The 16947-nt window shown below is 67.7% G+C and carries 16 protein-coding genes, 2 tRNA genes and 1 pseudogene; 9 read left to right on the forward strand and 10 right to left on the reverse strand.

Annotated features, from left to right (window positions below):
* Positions 1-150: 150 nt before the first annotated feature.
* The 3 genes from AC1DFE_RS06345 (at position 151) to AC1DFE_RS06355 (ending at position 2084) form a co-directional block, all read left to right on the forward strand.
* Positions 151-1371 carry a multidrug effflux MFS transporter gene (locus tag AC1DFE_RS06345; RefSeq protein ID WP_476905056.1) on the forward strand — a complete coding sequence of 407 codons (1221 nt, stop codon included), beginning with the start codon at positions 151-153 and terminating at the stop codon, positions 1369-1371.
* A gap of 30 nt (positions 1372-1401) precedes the next feature.
* Positions 1402-1581: a hypothetical protein gene (locus tag AC1DFE_RS06350; protein WP_476905057.1), complete on the forward strand. Its 180-nt coding sequence runs from the start codon at positions 1402-1404 to the stop codon at positions 1579-1581.
* A 95-nt stretch (positions 1582-1676) separates the two neighbouring features.
* A complete protein-coding gene (locus AC1DFE_RS06355) occupies positions 1677-2084 on the forward strand; it encodes a hypothetical protein (RefSeq protein ID WP_076798221.1) in 408 nt (135 codons plus the stop codon).
* 98 nt (positions 2085-2182) lie between these two features.
* Here the strand turns inward: AC1DFE_RS06355 and AC1DFE_RS06360 are convergent.
* The 6 genes from AC1DFE_RS06360 to AC1DFE_RS06385 form a co-directional block, all read right to left on the reverse strand.
* Positions 2183-2255: transfer RNA gene (locus AC1DFE_RS06360), tRNA-Asn, on the reverse strand.
* Between the two features lie 123 nt (positions 2256-2378).
* Positions 2379-2451, reverse strand: a tRNA-Asn gene (locus AC1DFE_RS06365).
* Positions 2452-2550: 99 nt separating this feature from the next.
* Positions 2551-4494: a DNA primase gene (gene dnaG, locus AC1DFE_RS06370; RefSeq protein ID WP_476905058.1), complete on the reverse strand. Its 1944-nt coding sequence runs from the start codon at positions 4492-4494 to the stop codon at positions 2551-2553.
* Between the two features lie 72 nt (positions 4495-4566).
* Positions 4567-5880 carry a deoxyguanosinetriphosphate triphosphohydrolase gene (locus tag AC1DFE_RS06375; protein ID WP_476905059.1) on the reverse strand — a complete coding sequence of 438 codons (1314 nt, stop codon included), beginning with the start codon at positions 5878-5880 and terminating at the stop codon, positions 4567-4569.
* Positions 5864-7045 carry a tRNA dihydrouridine synthase DusB gene (gene dusB, locus AC1DFE_RS06380; protein ID WP_476905060.1) on the reverse strand — a complete coding sequence of 394 codons (1182 nt, stop codon included), beginning with the start codon at positions 7043-7045 and terminating at the stop codon, positions 5864-5866. Before dusB ends, AC1DFE_RS06375 begins: the two co-directional genes overlap by 17 nt.
* Before the next feature lie 43 nt (positions 7046-7088).
* Entirely contained in the window at positions 7089-8579 is a 1491-nt protein-coding gene (locus AC1DFE_RS06385; protein ID WP_476905061.1) for a YibE/F family protein, read from the reverse strand.
* Positions 8580-8632: 53 nt separating this feature from the next.
* Between AC1DFE_RS06385 and AC1DFE_RS06390 the strand changes: the two genes are divergently transcribed.
* The 3 genes from AC1DFE_RS06390 (at position 8633) to AC1DFE_RS06400 (ending at position 11134) form a co-directional block, all read left to right on the forward strand.
* Positions 8633-9394, forward strand: coding sequence for an alpha/beta hydrolase (locus AC1DFE_RS06390; RefSeq protein ID WP_476905062.1), 762 nt, complete (start codon positions 8633-8635; stop codon positions 9392-9394).
* Positions 9395-9468: 74 nt separating this feature from the next.
* Positions 9469-10299 (forward strand): DUF1295 domain-containing protein, encoded by an 831-nt coding sequence (locus AC1DFE_RS06395; protein WP_476905063.1) that lies wholly within the window; start codon positions 9469-9471, stop codon positions 10297-10299.
* A 16-nt stretch (positions 10300-10315) separates the two neighbouring features.
* Positions 10316-11134: a lysophospholipid acyltransferase family protein gene (locus AC1DFE_RS06400; RefSeq protein ID WP_476905064.1), complete on the forward strand. Its 819-nt coding sequence runs from the start codon at positions 10316-10318 to the stop codon at positions 11132-11134.
* 53 nt (positions 11135-11187) lie between these two features.
* Here AC1DFE_RS06400 and AC1DFE_RS06405 read toward each other — a convergent pair whose 3' ends face one another.
* The 3 genes from AC1DFE_RS06405 to AC1DFE_RS06415 all read right to left on the reverse strand — a co-directional run bounded on the left by AC1DFE_RS06405 (position 11188) and on the right by AC1DFE_RS06415 (position 14730).
* The gene (locus tag AC1DFE_RS06405) at positions 11188-12150 is read right to left on the reverse strand and encodes a GNAT family N-acetyltransferase (RefSeq protein WP_476905065.1); all 963 of its coding nucleotides are present in this window, start codon (positions 12148-12150) and stop codon (positions 11188-11190) included.
* Between the two features lie 2 nt (positions 12151-12152).
* Positions 12153-13538 (reverse strand): glycine--tRNA ligase, encoded by a 1386-nt coding sequence (locus AC1DFE_RS06410; RefSeq protein WP_476905066.1) that lies wholly within the window; start codon positions 13536-13538, stop codon positions 12153-12155.
* A 169-nt stretch (positions 13539-13707) separates the two neighbouring features.
* Positions 13708-14730, reverse strand: coding sequence for a DMT family transporter (locus AC1DFE_RS06415; protein ID WP_476905067.1), 1023 nt, complete (start codon positions 14728-14730; stop codon positions 13708-13710).
* A gap of 33 nt (positions 14731-14763) precedes the next feature.
* Between AC1DFE_RS06415 and AC1DFE_RS06420 the strand changes: the two genes are divergently transcribed.
* Positions 14764-14997, forward strand: coding sequence for an RNA-binding S4 domain-containing protein (locus AC1DFE_RS06420; RefSeq protein WP_476905068.1), 234 nt, complete (start codon positions 14764-14766; stop codon positions 14995-14997).
* A gap of 24 nt (positions 14998-15021) precedes the next feature.
* Here AC1DFE_RS06420 and AC1DFE_RS06425 read toward each other — a convergent pair whose 3' ends face one another.
* The gene (locus AC1DFE_RS06425; RefSeq protein ID WP_476905069.1) at positions 15022-15672 is read right to left on the reverse strand and encodes an alpha/beta hydrolase; all 651 of its coding nucleotides are present in this window, start codon (positions 15670-15672) and stop codon (positions 15022-15024) included.
* Between the two features lie 169 nt (positions 15673-15841).
* Between AC1DFE_RS06425 and AC1DFE_RS06430 the strand changes: the two are divergent.
* Positions 15842-16639: pseudogene (locus AC1DFE_RS06430) on the forward strand (SGNH/GDSL hydrolase family protein).
* Positions 16640-16730: 91 nt separating this feature from the next.
* Positions 16731-16931 carry a hypothetical protein gene (locus AC1DFE_RS06435; protein WP_476905070.1) on the forward strand — a complete coding sequence of 67 codons (201 nt, stop codon included), beginning with the start codon at positions 16731-16733 and terminating at the stop codon, positions 16929-16931.
* Positions 16932-16947: the final 16 nt, after the last annotated feature.

A 16947-nucleotide genomic window follows, 5' to 3' on the forward strand; every position in this document is an offset into this window, starting at 1 on the left:
TTTTCTTCGCTGCTCTGAGGGTTTCCGGTGAGTCCGCGCGCCCCCGCTGACAAAACTATCATTCAGGGTCAGCCGGAACTTCTGGAAATAGCCCCGGCGAGCCTTCCAACGCTGTAAAAGTCTGATCTGTCAGCCCTAGGATGGTTCTCTGTGACCACCACCAACCCGGGCGATGCGCTCAGCCGCCGGCAGAAATTCCTGTACATCCTTCTACTCGGCGCCCTCACCGCCCTCGGGCCGTTCACGGTGGACCTCTACCTGCCCGCCTTTCCGGCCCTAGAGTCGAGCCTCAACGTCTCGGAGGCCGCCATCCAGCTGACGCTGACCGGCACCACCGTCGGCTTTGCGCTGGGGCAGCTGGTGGTGGGACCTTTCAGCGACAAGTTCGGGCGCCGACTCCCGCTCATCCTGGCAACGGCCCTGCACATCGCCGCATCTTTCGGCGCCGCGCTCTCCACCGACATCGTCACCCTGGGAGTGTTCCGCGTCCTCATGGGCATAGGAGCAGCGGGCGGTGGCGTGGTGGCGATGGCCATGGTCCGCGATCTGTTCAGCGGGTACGCCATGGTCCGGATGTTTTCCCGGATGGCACTGGTCAACGGGCTCGCGCCCATTCTGGCGCCGGTCATTGGTTCACAGCTTCTCCTCGTCATGCCGTGGCCGGGCATCTTCGTTTTCCTGGCCTGCTACGGCACCGCGGTGATCCTCGCCGCCGTCGTGCTGGTCCGCGAGACACTGCCGCGGGAGAAACGGGGCCAGTCCGGCCTGACGGCCCGGCAGCGGTACGGCGTCCTTTTCTCCGACCGGATCTTCGTGGGGCTGCTGATGCTGGGCGGCATGAACTTCGGCGGCCTGTTTACCTACCTCTCGGCGTCCCCTTTCCTGTTCCAGGACGTCTTCGGCTTCTCTCCCCAGCAGTACGGCCTCCTGTTCGGCATCAACTCGCTGGGAATCGTCGCGGGGGTGCAGACCAGCTCCCGGCTGATAAAGCGCGTGCCGCCGCAGTGGATCCTGGCCTGCTCCACCGCCTGGATGTTCCTGATGGCCGTGCTGATCGTCGTGTTCGACCAGCTGGGGTTCGGGCTTTGGGGCGTCATGGTTCCGCTGTGGTTCTACATCCTTGGCACCGGCTTCACCTTCCCCTGCGTGCAGGTCCTGGCGCTGGCCAGCCACGGAGCGCAGGCCGGCACGGCCGCATCACTGCTCGGAGCGTCCACGTTCCTGATGGCAGGGATCATCTCCCCGGTCGTGGGGTGGCTGGGAGGAAATTCCGCCACGCCAATGGGCGCCGTCCAGGCCTGCTGCATTTTCCTGGCAGCCACCGCACTCTGGCTGGTGGTCCGGCCCCGGACCGTGCCCCCCATCCACTGAGTTTCCCAGCCAGCCAGCTAGGCTTGCAGCATGACGCGCAAACCACACCGCAACGGCCGCGGCCTTTTCCTCGGAGCCATCCTTGGCGCCGTGGCGGGCTTCTTCGCCGGCAGGATGATGGGCAACCTGGCGCTGGGCATCCTGGTGGGCGCCGTCGTCGGTTCTGCGCTGCTGTACCGCGTCAATCCGGGGCCGTGGAACAGGCCCTGACCCGCCGCATTCCTGAGCCACCCCGCGCCTCTGGCGGGAGGCGATGGCCTGGCGGCCATCTGTTCGCTTGCGTACCTGCGCGATAAAGTTGTTACGTGCCCCACTGGCAGGATCATCCTCCACTTCCGGCCACGTGGCAGCGGTGCGACTCCGGCATTCTGCCGTTGTGGTGGGACCGGCTGTGCACCCAGACCAGTGCACAGTCGGCAGCGCTCTATGCGGCGGGACTTTTCACTGAGGACCGGCGCCGGCCCATAGCCCAGTGGTTCAACCCCGCCTTCAACGCCGCGCTTCTTGTGGCCCCCGAGACCTCCCCCGAATGGCCCGTCCAGCGGTTCGGCATCTTCTATGCCCCGCCGGACGGCGGATTCACCCGTGTGCATTCCTCGCCCCACGAATGGCATCCCCGCGAACCGCGGAAATCCCCCACGGAGCGGGAAGCGTTTGAGGCCGCCATAGCCGAGGCCGAGCGGTTCCTGCAGGTGGAGATGGATTTCGTCTGACGCCACCGCGCCAGACGCCCCGGGTCACAGGGTCCCAGGGTCAGACCCACAAAAAAGTCCCGCGGCCGGCTCTTTGGAGCCGACCGCGGGACTGTGCGCTCCTCCTGCTGGACTTGAACCAGCAACCCTTCGATTAACAGTCGAATGCTCTGCCAATTGAGCTAAGGAGGAATGAAGCAGGTATGACATTAGCAAACGTTCTGCCGCATGGGAAATCGGCGCGAACACTGGGGACAAATACCCCTCCCGGGTATAAAAAAGTCCCCGTTCCGAACCCGGAACGGGGACTGTGCGCTCCTCCTGCTGGACTTGAACCAGCAACCCTTCGATTAACAGTCGAATGCTCTGCCAATTGAGCTAAGGAGGAATGAAGCGGGTACTAGCCTAGCAAATACCCCGCCCGGAAACGAAATCGGCGCTATCCAGTGCCGGAGACCGGACCGCCAAGATACCGGGCGGCACTGCACTAGGCATCGGAGCGGAGCGCGCGGCGCTCCATTTCGAGCATCATCAGTTCCCGGTTCAGCCGCTGGAACTCCTCGGGATGGGCGGCGGCATCGAGCCGCTGAAGCTGCCCCAGCTTGTCCGCCTTCACGCGGGTGATCTGCAGCTCGAACAGCCTGGCGAGGATGTCCCGGCAGTACTTCTGCACCGCTTCGGCGGTGTTCGCCGGCAGGGGAACCACGGCGAGCTCCGAAACCAGCGGCTGCAGCGGCTCGGGAACCTCCTGGCGCAACGCTTCCACCCACTGCACAGCATCACCGGAGAATCCGGGAGCCGTGGCGCGGATCGCGGCGTGGACGGCCTGGTAGGCGGGCGTGGCGAACTGCACATCCACGAACCGTCCCCAGGCGTCGCCGCCCAGCATCGCCGGCTCCTGCAGCACCACCTCGAGGGCCTGCCGCTCCATGGACGCCACAGGGTCCCTGGGATCTGGCCGGTGAAAGGACGGCAGAACGCCCGACGGCGGGAGCGCGGCTACACCGGGCACGTTCTGGCCGTTCCCCCGGGCTGAGTGGGACCCGGGACTGTTGGGTTGCGCACCCGAAGCCTGCGCCCCGGAACCCTGCGCCCCTTGAGCCCCGCGCTTGACGGCGACCGTCACAGCCCGCGTGACGTCCTCAATGGGCATGCCCAGCCATCCTGCCAGTTCCCTTGCGTAGCCAGGCCGGAGCCCGGCGTCGCGGATCTGGGCGACCACAGGAGCGGACTCCCGCAGCGCGGCGACCCGTCCCTCCACGGTGTCCAGGTTGTGCCGCCGGAGGGTTGCACGGATGGCGAATTCGAAGAGCGGCCGCCGTGAACTGATCAGGTCGCGGACTGCCGCGTCACCCCTCGTCTGGCGCAGGTCGCAGGGGTCGGCCCCGGTGGGTTCGACGGCCACGTACGTCTGGGCCACGAAGCGCTGGTCCTCCTCAAAGGCCCGCAGGGCCGCCTTCTGGCCTGCCGCGTCGCCGTCGAAGGTGAAGATGACCTCTCCCCCGGTGCCGTCGTCGGACAGCAGCCGGCGGGCGATCTTGATGTGGTCGGCGGCAAACGCTGTACCGCAGGTGGCCACCGCCGTCGGAATTCCCGCGAGGTGGCAGGCCATGACGTCCGTGTAGCCCTCCACAACCACCAGCTGCCGGTCCTTGGCGATGTTCCGCTTGGCAAGGTCGATCCCGTACAGCACCTGGGACTTCTTGTAGAGGGTGGTTTCCGGGGTGTTGAGGTACTTGGGGCCCTGGTCGTCCTCGTAGAGCTTGCGGGCGCCAAAGCCGATGGTGTCGCCGGCGATGTCCCGGATGGGCCAAATCAGGCGTCCCCGGAAGCGGTCGTAGATGCCCCGGTTACCCTCCGAGAACATCCCGGTGAGCTTCAGTTCGGGATCGGTAAAGCCCCTGCCGCGCAGGTGCTTCAGCAGCGCGTCCCAGCCCTGGGGTGCGTAGCCGACGCCGAATTGGTCGGCGGCTGCCCGGTCGAAGCCGCGCTGCTGGAGGAATTTCCGGCCCTCGGCGGCGCCGGCTGTGAGGAGCTGGGCACGGAAGAACTCGTCGGCGATCTTGTGGGCGTCCAGGAGCCGCTGGCGCTTGCCGACTTCCTCGCGGCTGGGGCCGGTGCCGCCGTCCTCGTACCGGAGCTCGTACCCGATCCGGGCGGCCAGCTTCTCCACGGCCTCGTGGAAGGACGTGTGGTCCAGCTTCTGCACGAAGGAGATGACGTCGCCGTCCTCGCCGCAGCCGAAGCAATGGTAGCGGCCCACCTGCGGGCGGACGGTGAACGACGGCGAGCGCTCGTCGTGGAACGGGCACAGGCCCTTGTAGGAGCCGAGGCCGGCGCCCTTGAGCGTGACGTAGCCGTCGATGACTTCCTTGATGTCCGTGCGCTGGCGGACTTCATCAATATCTTCGCGTTTAATCAGGCCAGCCACGAAGCAATCCTAGTCTTCTGTAGACCAGCCGGAGCCCCGGTTCCAGCCGTATGTGAACTGGTGCGTCCAATCTCACCACAGGGACGGGAGGCTGCCCACGAGCCGTTCGTACATGGCCAGCGCCGAGCCGTCCGTGAGTGACGCCACCTGGTCGATGACCACCCGGAGCCGGGCGGCGTCGTCGGCGGCTTCGAGCCAGTCGGCAGCGAACATCGGCTCGAGGTGGCGGTCACCGGAGGCATTCAGCGCCGTCACCAGGGCGTGGAGCACCTCGCGCTGGCGCTCGTAGATGGGCTGCCGGTGATCCGTGGTCATCACGAAGGTGGTGGCCAGGCCCTTCATCACCGCGATCTCCATGACGGTCTCGTCCGGGACCATGAGTTCGGCGTTGTAGCGGGTCAGGTTCGCCGGGCCGTAGACGCCGCGGGTGGTTTCCAGCGCACTCTGGCAGAACCGGCCGATGAGCTGGCTGGTCATGTCCTTCAGCGCCGCCATGGACTTGCGGCTGCCGTCCGCCTCGCGCACCCAGACATCGGTGGCTTCCAGCCGGGCCAGGGCGGCGTCGATGGCGGCTGGATCGTTATGCGGCAGGTACCACTGCTTGGCGTAGCCCACCACGCGCGCCCGGTGGTCCGGGTTGTCCATCCAGCGCAGCTGGAAGTGGCCGGCCACGATCGCGTCCTCAACGTCGTGCACCGAATAGGAGATGTCGTCGGCGAGGTCCATGACCTGCGCCTCGAGGCAGGACCGCCGTTCGGGGGCGCCTTTCCGGATCCAGTTGAAGATGGGAAGGTCGTCCTCGTAGGCGCCGAATTTACTGGTCCGCTGGCCGTGGATCACCGGGGCGTCCAGGGCGGACCACGGATACTTCGCGGCCGCGTCGAGGCTCGCCCGGGTCAGGTTCAGGCCAGCCGGCCGGCCCTCCGGGTCGAGGACCTTTGGCTCCAGCCGGGTGAGCAGCCGCAGGGTCTGGGCGTTGCCTTCGAACCCGCCGATCGCGTGGGCCATCTCGTTGAGCGCTGATTCCCCGTTGTGTCCGAACGGCGGGTGGCCGAGGTCGTGGCTGAGGCAGGCGGTGTCCACCACGTCGGGGTCGCAGCCGAGGGCGCGTCCCAGTTCCCTGCCCACCTGTGCCACTTCGAGGCTGTGCGTCAGCCGGGTGCGGACAAAGTCGTCGGTGTCCGGGGCCACCACCTGCGTCTTGGCGCCGAGCCTGCGCAGGGCCGAGGAGTGCAGCACGCGCGCGCGGTCGCGCTCGAAGTCGGAGCGGTACGTGCTCTTGGGCGGCTCCTCCACCCAGCGGGCGGTGTCATGGGCTTCATAGCCCGGCAGTGCCTGCGGGGTGGTGCGGGCTTCCGCCAGCCGGCTTTCAGCCACCGGACACATCCAGTTCCGCCGCGGAAATGTCGCGCGACTGGTCCTCGTTCAGCTGCCGGCTCAGCAACCAGTCCTTGGGCAGGGCCGGTTTCTTGGGCGAACCGGCGCGCCCGCGCGGCCCTTCGGAATCAACGCCGGGATAGGGCAGTTCCATGTCCAGCTGGTCCAGCAGTTCGCGGAGCACTTCGAGCGTGGGCACGGTGGCCAGTTTCGTCCTCAGGTCGCTGCCCACCACGTAGCCTTTGAAGTACCAGGCCATGTGCTTGCGGATCTCCCGCAGCGCCTTGTATTCGTCGTTGCCGAAGGTTTCGACCATGAGCTCGGCGTGCCGGTAGACGCCCTCGGCCACCTCGCGCAGCCCGGGCCGGTGCCGCTGGTCGCTGCCTTCGAACGCTGCCTGCAGGTCGCCGAACAGCCAGGGCCGGCCCTGGCAGCCGCGGCCGATGACGACGCCGTCGATACCGGTTTCGCGGACCATGCGGACGGCGTCCTCGGCGGACCAGATATCGCCGTTGCCCAGCACCGGGATGTCCGGCAGCGCCTCGCGCAGGCGGGCGATGGCGGACCAGTCCGCCTGCCCGGAGTAGAACTGCGCCGCGGTGCGGCCGTGAAGGGCGACGGCGGCAACACCGGAATCGCGGGCGATCCGGCCGGCGTCGAGGTAGGTCAGGTGGTCATCGTCGATGCCTTTGCGCATCTTGATGGTCAGCGGGATGCCGCCCTTGGAGGCCTCGCGCACGGCGGTCTGGACGATGGCGGTGAAGAGGTCGATCTTCCAGGGCAGGGCCGAACCGCCGCCGCGGCGGGTGACCTTGGGGACGGGGCAGCCGAAGTTGAGGTCGATGTGGTCCGCGCGGTCCTCGTCCACCAGCATGCGCACTGCAGCACCAACGGTCACGGGGTCCACGCCGTAGAGCTGGACGGAACGGACTTTCTCGTCGTCGTCGTGGGAGATGATGCGCAGTGATTCCGGAGTGCGCTCCACGAGCGCACGGGAGGTGACCATCTCCGCCACGTACAGACCGCCGCCGTATTCACGGCAGAGCCTGCGGAAGGCGGTGTTGGTGATTCCGGCCATGGGGGCGAGCACCACCGGGGTGTCCACGGTGATGGGGCCGAGTTTCAGCGGCGGAAGTTCCAGCCGGGGGGCGGGAGGCGTTGCTACAACAGTCACCCGTCCATTGTCTCAAAGTCGGGCAAATCGGGCAGAATGCCGGTCAGGATGCCGACGGCGGCACCCAGTCCCGCTGCGCTGCACGCCTTCCCCGGCGGGCCGCCAGCGGCGCGCCGGCGTCGGCCCACTCCCGGCCCGCCACCGCCGCGGCGGCCGCGAGCGCGCCGGTGTCGTCGGCCGTTACGGTGGCCGGCGCCAGCTGCTGGTGAGCAGCATCCGAGGGGCGGGGCGGTTCAGCCGACCGGACTCCGGTGGCCTTGACCACCAGCACGCCGATCAGCGTGGTGACCGGAATCGCCAGAACCAGCCCGATCGAGCCGACCAGCGTGCGGATTACTTCCTCCGACAGTTCGGCGCTGGTCAGCGCCTCGCCCAGCGGACGGTTGTAGAGCATCACGATGATGAGGATGGGCAGGGCCGCGCCGGCATAGGCGAAGGCAATGGTGTACACGGTGGAGGCGATGTGGTCCCGGCCGATCCGCATGGCCGAGGAGAACAGCTTGCGGGCGCTCGTATTGGGCGCGAGTTCGTACAGCTCCCACACCGCGGAGGACTGCGTGATGGTGACGTCGTTCAGCACGCCGAGCCCGGAGATGATGAGGCCGCACAGGATGATGCCGGAGATGGAGACATTGGGCGAGGTGTTCACCAGGGTGGCGGCGTCGTGGCTTCCCACCCCTGCGAGGTTCGCCGCGTCGGTGGCCCAGGCAGCCAGCAGGGCGGTGATGCCGAGGCCGAAGATGGTTCCCAGCAGCGCCGTCGAGGTCCGGGCGGAGAAACCGTGCGCAAAGTACAGCACCCCGATCATGATCACCGTCGAGCCGACGAGCGCCAGCAGGAGCGGCGGCTTGCCCTCCACGAGTCCCGGGAGAATGAAGCTGACCAGTATGAAGTAGGCGCCCACGAGGCCGATCAGGGCGCGCAGTCCGCGCCAGCGGGCCACGGCCACCACCACCGCGGCGTACAGGATGGCCAGCAGGATGATCGGCATGGTGCGGACAAAGTCCACGAAGATGTACGACGGCGAGCTCTGGGCCGCGGGGGCGTCGGCGCCGGTGGCCGCCGCCTGGGCGTGGGACAGGTTCAGGTAGCGGATGTTGTCGCCCACCTTCACGCCATGCGACTTGGCGATGTCCGGGTTGATCACCACCTTGACCGGATTGCCGCCCTTGTCCGGCTCGGTGAACGCGAAGGTGCACTGCGAACCGCCCGTGTTTCCCTGGGCCGTGCCGTTTTGGGCTGTGCTATCTCCGGCTGTACTCGCTCCGGCTGCCGCCGGGGTGCAGCTCTCGGTGACCACGCGCTGGATCCGCCCGGTATCGAACGTGACGCCCGGAGCGGCGGTGTACGGGTTGGCCAGGGTCAGTCCTTCCCTGTTGCCGGAGGGCCAGAGCGCCGCCATGGCCGCGAGGGTCAGAAGGGTAAGCGGGACCAGCACGGCAGCCAAAATCCTGTTTGCCTTCCTGCGGGCGGCCATCGCTTCCGCCGTTGGCTCCGAATGCCCTGTATGTCCGTGGGAGTGACCTGCACCCATCAGCAGCTAAACCTCATGCTTGAACTCTACGGCGACCGCCATAGGGTTGATGAATGAACGACGGAGTGCCGGAGGATGCAGCAGTGAGCCCACGCCGAACTGACCACGAAGCGGTACTGACCGTTCTGGCTCCATCAGGTCCCACCCTGGGCGTGGCCCTGGTGCTGCACGGCGGCAAGTCGCGCAGCTTCGAGCCCGTCCAGGCCACGCACCTGAGCCCGGCGCGGATGGTGCCGTTCGCCCGCCACCTGCACGCTGCCGGCAGGAAACAAGGCCTGGCGGTATGGATCCTGCGGAACAGCGTCCGCGGCTGGAACGGCGAGGACATGACCCCGCTGAAGGATGCGCGCTGGGCGCTGGCCAGGATCCGTGCTGAGCACCCCGGCGTGCCCATCTATCTGCTGGGGCATTCCATGGGCGGCCTCACCGCCATCTGCGCGGCGGACGAACCGGGCGTGGACGCCGTAGTGGCGCTGGCCCCCTGGCTCGACGACGCCACACCCGCGGCCCCCGTGGCCGGACGCAAGGTCCTCATCGTGCACGGGAACAAGGACCGGTGGACGAGTCCGTCGGCGTCGCTGCGGTTCGCGCGGCGCGCGGAGGCGGAAGCGGCGGAGTTGCGGTACGTCTCCCTCCGCGGGGTGGGTCACTTCATGCTGCGGCGGGTCCGGCTATGGCACAGGCTGGCCACCGGGTTCCTGATGAAGGCCTTCATGGAAAAGACCGGGACTGCCATGTCAGGGTCCTCCGCATCCGCTGCGGCCCTGGACAGGGTGCTGCCGCCGTCCGCCGAGTCGCTGCCCCTAGTGCTGTGAGAGATGCGTGCTGTGAGAGTTTGCGGCCAGTGTGAGAGTCGTGGGGCGGCAGTTTTCGTGAGGAAACATCTTTCATGAGCCCGTTTCCGCTGGAGGCGTTCCTGGCCAGCCTGCCGTGGGCGGCCCTGGGCGTGGTGCTGGTGCTCGCCGTTACCTATGCCGTGGCCGTCAGTGCACAGGCCGTCAGTGCAGTGGCCGTCGGCCAAGCCCGGCATTCGGTGATGGACGTGGCTTGGGGGCCGGGCTTCGTGGTCATTGCGGTGATCGCCTTTGTCCTCTCCGCAGGGGAAGGCGACGGCGGCAGGCGTGTGCTGATGTTGGTCCTGACGGGCCTCTGGGGAATCCGCCTTGGCACGCACGTCGGCCGCCGGGCCCGCGGCGGCCATGAGGACCCCCGCTACGTGGCGCTGCTGAAGGAGGCCCGCGGGTCCCGGAACGCCTACGCCATCCGGCGCGTCTACCTGCCGCAGGGCGTGGTGATGTTCTTCGTGTCGCTGACCATCCAGGTGGGCATGTTCGCCACCGGTCCGCTGGGGTGGCTCGCGGTCGCGGGTTCGGCAGTATGGCTGACCGGATTCATCTTCGAATCGGTGGGCGACCGGCAGCTGGAGCAGTTCAAAAACGATCCCGCACGGCGGGGCACGGTCCTGAACACCGGGCTGTGGCGCTACACGCGCCACCCCAACTACTTTGGCGACGCCGCCGTCTGGGCCGGGCTGTTCCTCGTCGCGGCAGAGTCCTGGCCAGGCGTGCTGACCGTCCTCTCCCCGGCACTGATGATCTGGACGCTGGCCGGCAAGACCGGGAAGCCGCTCACCGAGAAAGCCATGTCAGGCCGCCCCGGCTACCGTGAATACGTGCAGTCCACCAGCGGCTTCATCCCCTGGCCGCCGCGGCGCCACTGACAGCCTGGAGGACCGCATGCACTGGACCCCGGCCGCCAGCGACCGCTTCTACCGCCTCCTCGTACAGACGGGGCTGTTCCTGCGCTGGCTGTTCCGGATCCGCCTGATGGTGACCGGCCAGGAAAACCTGCCGGACGGGAAAGACGGCGCCGTCGTCGCCATCACCCACTTCGGCTATCTGGACTTCGCCGCCGCCGAGCTGGTGCTCTGGGCGCACAACCGCGGGCGGCTGCGGTTCCTGATCCATCAGGGAGCCGCAGACCACTGGCTCGCGGGTCCTTTCATCAGTGCGTCGGGCCAGGTGGTGGTGCGCCATGGATCAGGCACGGCCGCCTATGACGACGCCGTGGCCAGACTCCGCGCCGGCGAATACCTGGCCGTCATGCCCGAGGCTGGCGTCAGCCGCAGCTTCAAGGTCCGCGAATGCAAGACGGGGGCGGTGAGGATGGCGGCCGAAGCGGGCGTGCCTCTCATACCGGTCTCCGTCTGGGGCGCCCACCGGATCCTGACCCGCGGAAACGGCCTTCCGCTGTACCGTGTCCGGCGCGCGCCCGTCCGCGTGCACATCGGCGAGCCTGTACATCTTTCCGCGGATCTGGACCCTGAGCAGGAATCTGCGCGGCTCCGCAGGACGCTCCAGGCTGGAATCGACGCCGCCATCGCCAGCTTCCCCGTGGCAGCGCAGCCGGGCGACTGGTGGATGCCGGCCGACCTGGGCGGCGGTGCCATCTCCGAGGCCGAACGCCAAAGGCTCGATGCCGACGATCTGGCGACGGGCCGCCGTCGTACTTCCCGAACACCAACGGGCCCGGAGCCAGATCCCCCAAGTCAGTAGCAGATCAGGGCGTTCCCAAGGCTGAGAACGCCCCGACCTGCCACCTGGTTGGGTCAGTCGGAGACGACGAACGTCTCGGAGCCCTGGCGGCGGGCCTTGCCCGCTTCCATCAGGGGCCCGACGACGGCGCGCAGCGCTGTCATTGAATCGTCCACTTCCATGAGCACCGGGTATTGGTACGCGATGAGTGCCAGCAGGTCACGGACCGCGGCCTCCGCCTCGTCGGCATCCAGCTCCGGCTCATGGCCGAGGAACACATCGGAGGGGTGATCGGAGTTCCCCTGCGCATAGCTGACCGCGAAGGCCTGGATTTTGCCCTTGCGGCTTGCCGGCACGCCGGACCCGAATGCACTCGCCTTCGGGGCGCGCAGCACGATCGCGCCGTGCGCACCGCTGAGCTCGTCCAGGAACAGCCGCTGCACCGTGCCGATGCCCAGTTCGCCCGGGCTGTCCCAGCCGTGGACGGACGAGTAGTACCTGCCCACGACGTCGGAAAGTTCCACCGAGCCGGTAGCCAGGTCCTCGATCCGCTCCGACGCCGCTTCCTCGGAACCGTCGCCGAAGACCGGCAGCTTCAGGGCCGCCGGCTCCACCACGACCAGCCTGGTGTGCTGGATCGGGGTGAGGCCCGCCGCCTCCGCGAAGGCGGCGCCGGAGGTGCCCGGCTCCACCTTGCAGCGCAGCCGGGTCACGCCCGACGGCGATCCCTCCGCCTCGCGGCGCAGCATCATGAGCAGCGTGGAGCCGACGCCGGTGCGGCGGTGGTCCCGGGCCACTTCGACGTACGCCCACAGCCGCTCCGGGTGCAGGCTGGCCTCGTGGACCACGCCGGCGGCAACCGGGATGGCCCCGCCGTCGACGACGTCCTCGGCCACGATGCAGCGCCGCCACGGCGCGTTGCCCGAGGGCGCGAGAGTGCCGCGGAACTGTCCCGCCTGGTCGGTTTCCGGGTCGCCCCAGACCTCCAGCAGTAAGAGGTCGTCGCCTTCGCGCCATTCGCGGTATTGGATCGCCACGGCTAGGCGCCGATCAGCCGTGCGGCCAGGTAGCCCTCTACCTTGTCCAGGGACACGCGTTCCTGGCTCATGGTGTCGCGTTCACGGATGGTGACCGCCTGGTCCTCGAGCGTGTCGAAGTCCACGGTGATGCAGAACGGAGTGCCGATCTCATCCTGGCGGCGGTAACGGCGACCGATGGCGCCGGCGTCGTCGAAGTCGATGTTCCAGTTCTTGCGCAACTGGGTACCCAGGTCCTTGGCCTTCGGGGAAAGATCCTCGTTGCGGCTGAGCGGGAGCACCGCGGCCTTGACCGGGGCGAGCCGCGGGTCGAGCTTGAGCACGGTACGGACGTCCACGCCCCCCTTGGCGTTCGGGGCCTCATCCTCGGTGTAGGCGTCGATGAGGAACGCCATGAAGGAACGGGTCAGGCCGGCGGCCGGCTCGATCACGTACGGCGTGAAGCGCTCGTTGGTGGCCTGGTTGAAGTAGCTGAGGTCCGTTCCGGAGGCCTTGGCGTGCGTGGAGAGGTCGAAGTCCGTGCGGTTGGCGATGCCTTCGAGCTCGCCCCACTCGGAGCCCTGGAAGCCGAAGCGGTACTCGATGTCAGTGGTGCCCTTGGAATAGTGGCTGAGCTTTTCCAGCGGGTGCTCGAAGAAGCGCAGGTTGTCCTCGCGGATGCCCAGGCCGGTGTACCAGGACATGCGCTCCTTCATCCAGTACTGGTGCCATTCTTCGTCCGTGCCCGGCTCCACGAAGAATTCCATTTCCATCTGCTCGAACTCACGGGTGCGGAAGATGAAGTTTCCGGGCGTGATCTCGTTGCGGAAGGACTTGCCGATCTGGCCGATGCCGAACGGCGGCTTCTTCCGGGAGGTGGTGAGCACGTTGTTGAAGTTCACAAAGATGCCCTGGGCGGTTTCGGGGCGCAGGTAGTGCAGGCCTTCCTCGCTGGCCACCGGGCCCAGGAAGGTCTTCAGGAGGCCGGAGAACTCCTGCGGCTCGGTCCATTCGCCGCGGGTTCCGCAGTTGGCGCAGGCGATGTCCTTGAGGCCGTTCTCGGCCGGGCGGCCCTTCTTCTCCTCGTATTCCTCTTCGAGGTGGTCGGCGCGGTACCGCTTGTGGCAGGAGAGGCACTCGACGAGGGGGTCGGAGAAGACCTCCACGTGGCCGGAGGCTTCCCATACCTGGCGGGGCAGGATGACGGAGGAGTCCAGGCCCACCACGTCCTCGCGGCCGCGCACCACGGACTGCCACCACTGGCGCTTGATGTTTTCCTTCAGCTCGGCACCGAGGGGTCCGTAGTCCCAAGCCGAACGCGAGCCTCCGTAGATCTCGCCGGCCTGGAAAACGAAACCTCTCCGCTTGGAAAGGGAAATGACCTGGTCGAGGACGGATTTTGCTGCCATGGGAACTCCAATTTCTACAGGGCCGCTGGGTGCGGTCCGCGGTGTCTCTGGCCCTGGACCGCGGCTGGATGCCGGGCGGGCGCGTGGGAAAGGGAAACAGTGCAGGAAGCTGCGAGTCCTAGCCTACCGGGAGCTACCTCCGGAAGGCGCCCTCATCCGGAAGGCGCCCTCATCTCCGGAAGGCGCCGCGCGGCCAGGGCAGGGTGGCCACCACGATGGAGGCGAGGGTCAGCATGGTCCCCAGAACCGTGGCCGCCTCCACCACGGTGCCCGGTGTCGGAACCAGCACGTCCAGGCCCAGCGATCCCAGGAGCTGCCCGGCGATCATTCCGAGTCCCGTCACCAGCACCCCGAGGCTGCGCACCAGCAGCGCGCCGAGGCCGATGAAGACGCAGCCCATGGGCCCGCCAAGGTAGTACCACCACTCTCCCGGCAGCGGATTGGCCGGCCCGGCCACGGCCACCTTGATGGACCAGGCAACCCACAGCACACAGGTCCCGGCGATGAAGTTCACCAGCGTGGCCGCGATCGGGGTGCCGTAGTGCACGGTGGCGGTGCCGTTCATGGCCTGCTGGAAGCTCATGAGGAAGCCGGCCAGAACGGGAAGGATGATCGGCAGCAGAAGTGCTGACGGATCGGCCGCCCCGCTTCCGGAGGCGCCGCCCACGCTTCCGGAGGTGCCAGCAGCGCCCGCCGCGGCACCGGCGAAGCGGGGCGAAACCGCCCAGGAGACGGCGGCGATGGTGAGGATGCAGCCGATGACGCGGATACCGGTCACGGACTTCTTGCCGGCCGGACCGATGCCCAGCCGGTCAACGAGCAGGCCACTGAGCGTCTGGCCGGTGACCGTGGCCACGGTGAAGAGGGCGATGCCCAGCAGCCCCACGGTGAAGGACTGCGCGAACACGAAGAAGGCGCCGATGCCGCCGGCGAGCACGTAGTACGGCGGGAAGCGGCGTTCATGCAGCGCCGGCAGGATCTGCGCGAGGCCAGCCCGCCCGCGCGGAGCCAGCAGGGACACGATGACCATGACGATCAGCCCGGTGCTGAAACTCACGACGGCAGCGGCGATGCCGTCACCGAGGCGGGCTCCGAGGGCCCCGTTGATGCGCCCCTGGACGGGAATGGCAAGGCCGGAGGCCACGGCCATCGGAAGGCCCACGGCAAGGGGCAGCCGGGGTGCATGGGTCATTGGTTTCACCTTACGTCAGGCATCATTACTGGTATGAGCAACCCGGAAATCGAAGAGATCCCCATCCGCGACACCATGATCCGCCTGGGCCAGCTCCTGAAGCTCGCCAACCTCGTGGAGGACGGCGTGGAGGCAACGGAGCTGATCAAGAACGGCCTGGTCAAGGTCAACGGTGAGATCGACGACCGGCGCGGCCGGCAGCTTCACAACGGGGACACCGTCACAGTGAACGGCCGGACCATCCGGGTCAGCGCTCCCCAGGCGTAAAAGCTTCGTTTGCGGGGAGAGCCTCTACTTCTTCAGCACCTCGTGGGTGAGGAACTCGGACACGTGCCCGACTTCCTGGGCATTGATGCCGTGCCACATGCCGGTGTAAAGCACCTTGGTCAGCTTCACATGCTTGCGGACCCAGCCCATGGTGTATTCGATCTTGTCCGGCGTGATGACCGGATCCTGCTGGTCCCGGCCCCAGAACAGCGGCACCGTTCCGTCCAGCTCGGCGTCGCGGAACTCGCCGTCGGACTCCGCGTTAACCACAAAACCTGAAAGGCCGACGACGGCGGCAAAGTCAGCGGGCCGCTGACGGAGGAGCGTGGTGGCCATGGCCATCCCCATCGAAAACCCGAGCAGCGTGACAGACGGGTGGTTGGCCTTGACCGTGTCCAGCCAGTCGAGCACAAACGCGGATGCGGCCTTGACGGCGTCGACTGAGTATTCGATCGAGCCGGTCAGCGGGAACCAGGAAAATCCCGGTCCCATGGCGATGGGCGCGCGGACCGACGCCACCGCGAAGTCGTCCGGGAGCATGTCAGCCAGGCTGAGGAGGTCCTGCTCGTTGGCGCCGTAGCCGTGCAGCAGGACGAGCAGTGGCTTGCCGGCCCTTGCTTCCTCAGGCTCGGACCACAGAACAACGGGGGCAGGAAACGCGTCGGCTAAAGTCATGCCTCCATTCTTACAGTTACCCACTGGTAACAACCTACGGTGGCGTAGCCAACCGGTGACGGCACAGGATGAAAGGGTGCGCCGAACCGAACCCGCGCAGCAAGCCCCCGAGCCCAGAGAAGAGGCCCGTGAGCGCCTTGGACACCACCCCTGGAGCCGGTACGTGGCCATGGGTGACTCCTTCACCGAAGGCATCGGCGATCCTGAGCCCAGCAGCCCGGGCGGCTACCGGGGCTGGGCCGACCGGGTTGCGGAGGAGCTCGGGCGGAACCAGGAGGACTTGGCCTACGCCAACCTTGCAGTGCGGGGGCCGCTGCTGCAGCAGATCATCGACCAGCAACTGGCGCCCTGCGTGGCGCTCAAGCCCGACCTGGTGACGCTGTCCGCCGGAGGCAACGACCTGATCCGCCGCGGCGGGGACCCGGACGCCCTGGCAGAACGGCTGGACCCGGTGGTTCAGATCCTGGCGGTGAGCGGCGCCACCGTGGTGCTGTTCAACGGCCCTGAGACAGGCTCGTCGGTGCTCGGCCGCAGCATCCGCAGCAAGGTGGCCATTTACAACGAGAACCTGCGCACCATCGCCGCCCGGCACGACGCGATCATCGCCGACATGTGGTCGCTCCGGCTGCTGTTGGACCCGCAGGTGTGGAACGAGGACCGGCTGCACTTCTCGCCGCTGGGACACCTCACCATCGCCGCAATGGTGCTCGAGGCCCTGAACGTCCAGCACAGCCTCGAGCCGCCTGCGCCGAAACCCCTTCCTCCGCGCAGCTGACGCGGGGCCCGGAGCGAAGACCCGGCCTGGGCGCGGGAGTACTTTGTGCCGTGGGTGCTCCGGCGCCTGCGTCACGGTCCTCCGGCGACGCAGGCGCCCAAACGGCCGACGCCGGGACCCCTGTTTGGTCCGGGGGTTCCGTTGGGTTCGGGCGAAGGCCCCCCGGGCCTGGGTGATCCCGTCCGGCAATAGCCGGCTGCGGGTGCGCCAGCCAGCTATGCCCGGCTGAGCGGCCGGGGAGGGAGGGCGACTGAACCGCTAAAGGTGAGGAGCGACGTCGGGCATGGAACCCCATGAGGTGCTGCGCACCCGGCTGGCCGGCCAGCAGCTGAGGGAGCCGCGGGCGGCTGCGGCGGAGGAAGCCCTGAAGAACCTGCTGGCCGTCCAGTCGCAGGAGCTTCCCTGCGCCGTTCGCCTGGTGCAGCCGGGTGCGGACAGTGCGCGCAACCGGCTTCGCCGCCAGGGACTTGCCCCGCGTACCTGATCATGCATGCCGAGAT

This window comes from Arthrobacter sp. 05T423 (assembly GCF_056396245.1).